Source organism: Planomonospora algeriensis (genome assembly GCF_977012225.1).
Genome location: NZ_CDRNDK010000322.1, coordinates 1 through 7,566, shown reverse-complemented (window position 1 = coordinate 7,566; position 7,566 = coordinate 1). Strand labels below are relative to the sequence as shown.

Annotated in this window: 7 protein-coding genes; 2 read left to right on the top strand and 5 right to left on the bottom strand. The window is 71.7% G+C overall.

All coding sequences use genetic code 11. The features are described 5' to 3' along the window. A partial coding sequence (locus ACWJ6R_RS26075; protein WP_449064763.1) for a winged helix-turn-helix domain-containing protein occupies positions 1-1,166 on the bottom strand: 1,166 nt, incomplete at its 3' end. Positions 1,167-1,261: 95 nt separating this feature from the next. Further along, on the bottom strand, positions 1,262-1,630 hold the full coding sequence (locus ACWJ6R_RS26070) for an HGxxPAAW family protein (protein ID WP_449064762.1): 369 nt from the start codon (positions 1,628-1,630) through the stop codon (positions 1,262-1,264). Between the two features lie 263 nt (positions 1,631-1,893). Between ACWJ6R_RS26070 and secA the strand changes: the two genes are divergently transcribed. Further along, positions 1,894-4,692, top strand: coding sequence for a preprotein translocase subunit SecA (gene secA, locus ACWJ6R_RS26065; protein ID WP_449064761.1), 2,799 nt, complete (start codon positions 1,894-1,896; stop codon positions 4,690-4,692). Positions 4,693-4,792: 100 nt separating this feature from the next. Here secA and ACWJ6R_RS26060 read toward each other — a convergent pair whose 3' ends face one another. Both ACWJ6R_RS26060 and ACWJ6R_RS26055 read right to left on the bottom strand, forming a co-directional pair. Then, positions 4,793-6,136 carry an MFS transporter gene (locus ACWJ6R_RS26060; protein ID WP_449064760.1) on the bottom strand — a complete coding sequence of 448 codons (1,344 nt, stop codon included), beginning with the start codon at positions 6,134-6,136 and terminating at the stop codon, positions 4,793-4,795. Then, the gene (locus ACWJ6R_RS26055; RefSeq protein ID WP_449064759.1) at positions 6,118-6,309 is read right to left on the bottom strand and encodes a hypothetical protein; all 192 of its coding nucleotides are present in this window, start codon (positions 6,307-6,309) and stop codon (positions 6,118-6,120) included. The genes ACWJ6R_RS26060 and ACWJ6R_RS26055 overlap by 19 nt, the downstream gene beginning before the upstream one ends. Positions 6,310-6,454: 145 nt before the next feature. On the opposite strand from ACWJ6R_RS26055, the gene ACWJ6R_RS26050 reads away from it, so the two are divergent. Continuing rightward, complete coding sequence (locus ACWJ6R_RS26050) at positions 6,455-7,048, top strand: helix-turn-helix domain-containing protein (RefSeq protein ID WP_449064758.1); 594 nt, start codon at positions 6,455-6,457, stop codon at positions 7,046-7,048. Positions 7,049-7,261: 213 nt separating this feature from the next. Here the strand turns inward: ACWJ6R_RS26050 and ACWJ6R_RS26045 are convergent. Further along, positions 7,262-7,566, bottom strand: a 305-nt coding sequence (locus ACWJ6R_RS26045; protein ID WP_449064757.1) for an Rv3235 family protein, incomplete at its 5' end; no start/stop codon positions are given.

Genomic DNA, 7,566 nt, shown 5'->3' with positions numbered 1-7,566 from the left:
GCGGCGAGGGCCTGGCGCAGGGCGGGTTCGGCGCGTTCGACGCGGACGGCGTCGCAGCCGACCCAGTCCGCGGCCTCGCGCAGGGCCTCGGCCAGCGGCTCGACCGCCCTGCGCGGGTCGATCCCCGGTTCGACGCCGACCTGGCGAGCGACCAGGGTGGAGCCCTCACGCGCCGGGTCGACCCGGCCGATCAGCCGCCCCCCGCTCAGCACGGGCATCGCGAAGTAACCGTGGACGCGCTTGTCCTTGGGGACGTACGCCTCCAGCCGGTGGTTGAAGCCGAACACGCGGGCGGTGCGGGCGCGGTCCCAGACCAGCGAGTCGAACGGCGAGAGCAGGGCGGTGCGGTGCCGCCCCCGGGCGGGAGCCGCCAGCGCCGCCGGGTCGGCCCAGGCGACCGCCGAACGCCCGGTCCAGCCCTCGACCCGCACCTCGGCGAGCCCCGCGGAGCCGTCCGCCAGCGCCGCGTCCAGCAGCGCGGAGTGCGGGCCCGTCAGGCGCAGGAAGTCGACGAGGTCGGCCCGGGTGGCGACGCCGAGGGCGCGGCCGGCCGTGCGGGCGAGGCGGGCGACGCACTCGGCGTCGGTGAGGTCCTCGGCCAGCAGCGCGGCGGGCAGCGCCCGCTCGGCGAGGTCGTAGACGCGGCGCCAGCCGACACGCCGGGTGCAGACGACCTCCCCGGTGTCCAGCAGCCACTCGATGGCGATCTTGGTGTCGGACCAGTCCCACCAGGGGCCGCCGTTCTTGGCGCCGCCGAGGTCGGTGGTCGTGACGGGGCCGCTCTCGCGGACCTGCTCCCGCACCTTGTCCACGACCGGCGGGACCTCGTGCCAGCGGTACTTCCGCTCGCGGAACGCGCGCCGGCGGAAGGCGTAGAGGGGCCAGTCGTCGAGGGGCAGGACGCAGGCGGCGTGGCACCAGTATTCGAAGGCGCGGGGCGGGACGTCCCAGTAGGCCTGCTCGACCCGCTGCCTGCCGGCCGCGCCGAGGCGCGCGTAGGCGACGAGCTCGTGGGAGCGGGCCAGCACGGAGATCGTGTCGAGCTGGACGGCGCCCAGGCGCCGCAGGACGCCGGACACGCCGCCGCGGCGGGCGTCGGCGCCCAGGAGGCCCTGGGCGCGCAGGAAGATCCGGCGGGCCTCGTCGGCGGGGAGCGTGACCGTCACGGCCGCCCCCCGGGGGGATCCAGGCGGGAACAGCGCATCAACATGAGGCGAGGCTAGCGGTTCACACCGACGAAAACATTATGCCGGTGTTCCGATCAGCCCAGGATGCCCTCCTGCCGCCCCGCCCGGGTGCGGGGGGCGTCGACGACGACGTCGCCGAAGGCGCCGAAGGCCAGCAGCAGGACACCGCCCAGCGCGCACACCGCCGCGCCCAGCCAGAAGACGAACCAGTCGGGGCCGGCGGTCAGCCCGACGCCTCCGATGGCGAAGCCCAGCACGCTCACCGTCACGGCCAGCCAGGAGGAGGCCCTGCCCCCGTGGCCGCCGGAGCCCCCGTGCCCGCCGTCGTGGTCACTGCGGCCTCCGTGGCCGCCGGAGCCCTCGTCTCCTCCGCCGTGGTCGTCAGGGCCGTGGCCGCTCCCGTGGCCTGCCTCGGGTGCTGAGCCGGGTGCGGTCTCGGCCATGTTCCACGTCTCCTCGTGCATGGTGGCGCGTCCGCCGTCTTTTTCGTGCGATGTGCGACAGCAGTCGGCCTACCCCTCCACGCTGGGCCGTACTCCCGCGAAGGGGACCCGGGAACCGCCCGGGAACACCGTGGACGCGGGGCGCGTCATTCATGGTGGATGTGTCTGGTGGTGGAACCGCCTACGATGGCAGCGGAGAACCATGTCTCGTCCTCATCCGGGCCTTTCCGGCCGCGGAAGACCTGCGAGGAGCTTTACCTAAAGTGCCAGCCTTTCTCGACAAGATTCTTCGCGCAGGCGAAGGCAAGCTTCTGCGTAAGCTCAAGCGGATCGCCGACCAGGTCAATTCCATCGAGGATGATTTCACGAGCCTCACCGACGCCGAGCTGCGCGCCCTCACCGAGGAGTACAAGCAGCGCCACGCCGACGGCGAGTCCCTCGACGATCTGCTTCCCGAAGCCTTCGCCACCGTTCGCGAGGCGGCCCGCCGCGTGCTGGGCATGCGCCACTTCGACGTGCAGATCATGGGCGGGGCCAACCTGCACATGGGCAACATCTCCGAGATGCGCACCGGTGAGGGCAAGACCCTGACCTGTACGCTCCCGACCTACCTCAACGCGCTGTCCGACAAGGGCGTGCACGTCATCACGACCAACGACTACCTGGCCAAGCGCGACGCGGAGGAGATGGGGCGCGTCCACCGCTTCCTCGGCCTCGAGGTCGGCGTGATCCTGGCCAACATGCCGCCGGACGAGCGCCGCAAGCAGTACAACGCGGACATCACCTACGGCACGAACAACGAGTTCGGCTTCGACTACCTGCGCGACAACATGGCCTGGTCGCTGGAGGAGTGCGTCCAGCGCGGCCACAACTTCGCGGTCGTCGACGAGGTCGACTCGATCCTCATCGACGAGGCCCGGACCCCGCTGATCATCTCCGGTCCGGGCGAGCAGTCCGGCAAGTGGTACGGCGAGTTCGCCAAGATCGTCCCCCGGCTCCGCAGGGGTACCGAGGGCAAGGACGGCGAGGAGAACACCGGCGACTACGCCGTCGACGAGAAGAAGCGCACGGTCGGCATCTTCGAGTCGGGCGTGGAGAAGGTCGAGGACTGGCTCGGCATCGACAACCTCTACAAGCCCGAGCACACCCACCTGGTCGGCTTCCTCAACAACGCGCTGAAGGCCAAGGAGCTCTACAAGAAGGACAAGGACTACATCGTCGTCGACGGCGAGGTCCTGATCGTCGACGAGTTCACCGGTCGAGTCCTGCACGGCCGCCGCTACAACGAGGGCATGCACCAGGCCATCGAGGCGAAGGAAGGCGTCAAGATCAAGGACGAGAACCAGACTCTCGCCACGATCACGCTGCAGAACTACTTCCGCCTCTACACCACGCTCGCCGGCATGACCGGGACCGCGGCCACCGAGGCCAACGAGTTCCACCAGACCTACAAGCTCGGCGTCGTCCCGATCCCGACCAACCGCCCGATGATCCGCAAGGACCAGCCGGACGTGGTCTACAAGACCGAGGACGCCAAGTTCCTGGCCTGCGTCGAGGACATCGCCGAGCGCTACGAGAAGGGCCAGCCGGTCCTGGTCGGCACCACGAGCGTGGAGAAGTCCGAGCGGCTGTCCAGGGAGCTCAAGCGCAGGGGCGTCAAGCACGAGGTGCTCAACGCCAAGAACCACGCGCGTGAGGCCTCGATCATCGCCGAGGCGGGCCGCAAGCACGCCGTCACCGTCGCCACCAACATGGCCGGTCGCGGAACCGACATCAAGCTGGGCGGCAGCACCGAGTTCCGTGCCGACGCGGAGCTGCGCAGCCGCGGCCTGGACCCGGTCGAGACCCCGGAGGAGTACGACAAGGCCTGGGCCGAGGCGCTGGAGAGGGCCAAGGACGCCGTCAAGGCCGAGCACGAGGAGGTCACCGAGCTCGGCGGCCTGTACGTCCTGGGCACCGAGCGGCACGAGTCGCGCCGCATCGACAACCAGCTCCGCGGCCGTTCCGGCCGTCAGGGCGACCCGGGCGAGTCGCGGTTCTACCTCTCGCTCGAGGACGACCTGATGCGCCTGTTCAACTCGGCCCGGGTCGAGATGATCATGACGCGGCTGAACATCCCGGACGACGTCCCCATCGAGTCGGGCATCGTCTCCAAGGCCATCGCCTCCGCCCAGCACCAGGTCGAGCAGCAGAACTTCGAGATCCGCAAGAACGTTCTGAAGTACGACGAGGTCATGAACCGGCAGCGCAAGGTGATCTACGCCGAGCGCCGCCGCGTGCTGGAGGGCGCTGACCTGCACGAGCAGATCCGCGGCTTCGTGGGCGACGTCATCGACGACTACATCGCCGGCGCCACGGCCGAGGGCTTCGCCGAGGAGTGGGACCTCGACAAGCTGTGGAAGGCCCTGGGCCAGCTCTACCCGATCACCCTCACCGTCGACGGCCTCGTCGAGGAGGCGGGCAGCCGCGAGGAGCTGTCCGCCGCGTTCCTCGCCGAGAAGGTCAAGGCCGACGCTCTGGCCGCCTACGACCGCCGTGAGGAGGAGCTCGGGCCGGAGGCCATGCGCGAGCTGGAGCGCCGGGTCATCCTGTCGGTCCTGGACCGCAAGTGGCGCGAGCACCTCTACGAGATGGACTACCTCCAGGAGGGCATCGGCCTACGCGCGATGGCTCAGCGCGACCCGCTGATCGAGTACCAGCGCGAGGGCTTCGAGATGTTCTCCCAGATGCTCGAGGGCATCAAGGAGGAGTCGGTCGGCTACCTGTTCAACCTCGAGGTCGAGGTGCAGACCAGCCCGATCGTCGAAGAGGCGGCGGCCGACGAGGACGAGGCGGTGGCGGAGGCCCGCTCCATCATCGCCCGGGGCCTGCGCGGTCCGCAGCGGCCCAGCGAGCTGCAGTACACCGCGCCGGGAGAGACCGGCGAGGTGGAGCACACGAGGGTCAGCACGAAGGAGGAGCGGGACGCCTACGGCGACGTCGAGCGCAACGCCCCCTGCCCCTGCGGCTCCGGCAAGAAGTACAAGCGCTGCCACGGCGACCCCAAGAACGCCGGAGCCTGATCCCGGAGCCACGGGACATCCGGTGAGCCCGGCGTCCGGGCGGTAGGAGAACGGCCGACGGCGGCGGCGGACTTCGGTCCGCCGCCGCCCGTGTTCTCCATCAGCGTCTCCCGGGTTCGGCGCCCGCGCGTATCTTCGCCGTCTCCGTGTCTCCGCCCGGGAACGCGTGCGCCGTCTCCGTGTCTCCGCCCGGGAACGCGCGCGCCGTCTCCGTGTCTCCGTCCGGTCGGGCGTCCGTCTGCGGTCTCCGGCGTACGCCGGCGGCCGGGGCCGCCAGGGCCACGACGAGTACGATCAGCCCGCAGCCTGCGACGAGAAGCCAGCCGGGACGTGAGGCCTGAGCGAGGAGAGCGGGCGGGGCGTCGGCGATGACGCCGCCGGCGACGGCGATGCCGAGGGCCGAGCCGAGCTGGCGGGCGGTGGAGGTGATACCGCCGGCGACGCCGGCGCGGGCGGGGGGCAGACCGCTGACCGCGGTGTCGGTGATCGGTGCGTTGGCGAACCCGAACCCGACTCCGACGAGGAGGCAGGAGAGGGAGAGCGACAGGGCGTCGGCATGGTCGCCGGTGCCGACGAGGCAGAGACCGCCGGCCGTGATGAAGCCCCCCGCGAGCAGCAGCGGCGGGCGCGCGCCGAAACGTCCGACGATCATCCCGGAGAGTGGCGCGCACACGGTCGCCGCGATGGCCATCGGGAGCGTGACGGTTCCGGCGGCCAACGGGGTCATGCCTCTCGCGTCCTGGAGGTAGAGGGTGGTGAGCAGCAGGGTCGCGCTGAGAGCGACGAAGACGGCGACCGCGCCGACGACGGCGGAGGCGAACGGCGGCCGGCGGAACAGCCGGGGATCCACGAGCGGCTCGGCGCGTCGCGACCCGATCCGGATGAAGGCGGCGGCGGCGACGGCGGTGGTGACGCAGCCGGCGATCGCCGCGGGCGAGTCCCACCCGATGTGCGGCCCCTCGATCAGCACGGCGACCGATCCCCCGACCATGACGATCAGCAGCAGCTGCCCGGGGCCGTCGAACCCGCGCGGCCGCTCCGCGCGGGACTCCGGCACGAAGACCGTCGTCAGCGCCAGGGCCACGGCGACGATCGGCACGTTGATCCAGAAGACCGACCGCCAGCCGAACTCCGAGACCAGCGCGCCGCCCACGATGGGTCCGGCGGCCATGCTGGCGCCGAAGACGGCCGCCCACACGCCGATCGCGCGAGCCCGCTCCTTCGGCTCGGTCATCACGTTGACGACGATCGCCAGCGCCACCGGGCTGAGCATCGACCCGCCGACCCCCTGCACCGCGCGGGCCGCGACCAGCGCACCGATGGCCGGTGCGAGCGCGCACGCCGCGGACGCGGCACCGAACACGGCCAGCCCCAGCCGGAACACGCGCCGCCGTCCGATGCGGTCGGCCAGCGCACCGGAGGAGATCAGCAGGCTGGCCAGCACCAGCGTGTACGCGTCGACCGCCCATTCCAGCCCGCGGTCCCCACTTGCAGGCCGTCGCCTATCGACGGCAGGCCGACGTTCACGGCCGTCGTGTCCAGTCCGACCAGGAACAGGCTCAGGCAGCAGACCGCCAGCACCGTCCAGCGCCTGGGTGCGCCGGTTTCCGTTTTCATGATCACTCCTCCCAGGCGCCTCGCGGGCGCTCGCGGCATCGGGACCTCATGGGCCCGGACGACAATGTCGGTCCGCCGGGAACGGATCGGGTAGGAATTTTGCGGAAATTGCAAGGAATCGACCGGCCGGGTCAGACTGGCGGGCATGGACGCCGAACTGGAGCAGACGCTCGCCGCCATCGGCCCGCGCCTGCGCGCGCTGCGCCGTGACCGCGGCATGACCCTCGAGGCGCTGTCGGCGGCGACCGGCATCTCGGTCAGCGGCCTGTCGCGGGTCGAGTCCGGCAGGAGACGTCCGACCCTGGAGCTCCTCATCCCGATCGCGCGGGCGCACCGCGTCGCGCTCGACCGGCTCATCGCCGCCCCCGCGACCGGCGACCCGCGGGTCCACCTGACCCCGCGGCGGCACCGCAACGGGAGCGTCCTGGTGCCGCTGACGCAGTATCCGGGCCGCCTCCAGGTCTTCAAGCAGGTGATCGCCCCCAAGCCCCGCAAGCTCGTCACCCACGCCGGTTATGAGTGGCTTTTCGTCCTCGCGGGGGAGTTGTCGCTCGTGCTGGGGGAGCGGGAGCTCACGCTCCGTCCGGGTGAGGTGGCCGAGTTCGACACGGCCGAGCCGCACTGGTTCGGCCCGAGCGGCGACCGCCCGGTCGAGATCCTGCACATCTTCGGCCCGCACGGTGACAAGGCCCGGGTGCGCGCGCGTCCGGCCGCTCTCCGGCACCACGAGACCGGTTGAGCACCGCCCTCTCCGTCTGCTCTGTGCGGGGCGCGAACCGGTCCACGTCGCCGCCCGAGGCCGACCCTCCACATGCTCGGGCCCGGAAGGCCGCGCCGTCCGCGGCGCGGCCTTCCGGGCTTTCCCCGGGCCGGTAGGTCCTTCCGGGGGCTCATCGGGGGTCTCCCGGTACGGCTTCCAGGACTTTCCGGGTCGGGCGCCCGGGTGCGGGGGTCAGGGAGTCGTCTCGAAGTCGGTGCACAGCCACTGCACGCCGCGGCGCTCCAGCCTGAGGGCCAGCCCGCGGGCGCGCTCGCCGCAGCGTACGAGCACGCACATCTCCACCACCCCGTCCCGGGGCTGGGAGACGTGCGGCGTGCCCGCCAGCGGGGGCCGCGTGCCATCGATGATCTTCCCCGTGCGGATCAGCTCCGCGTGGGCCCGGCGGGTCAGGTGGCGGGCGACGCTCGCCGGTGGCCGCCGTCCGGCCAGGATCTCGGCCAGGGCCTGCGCCAGGGCGCGTAGCCGGCGCTCGTCCG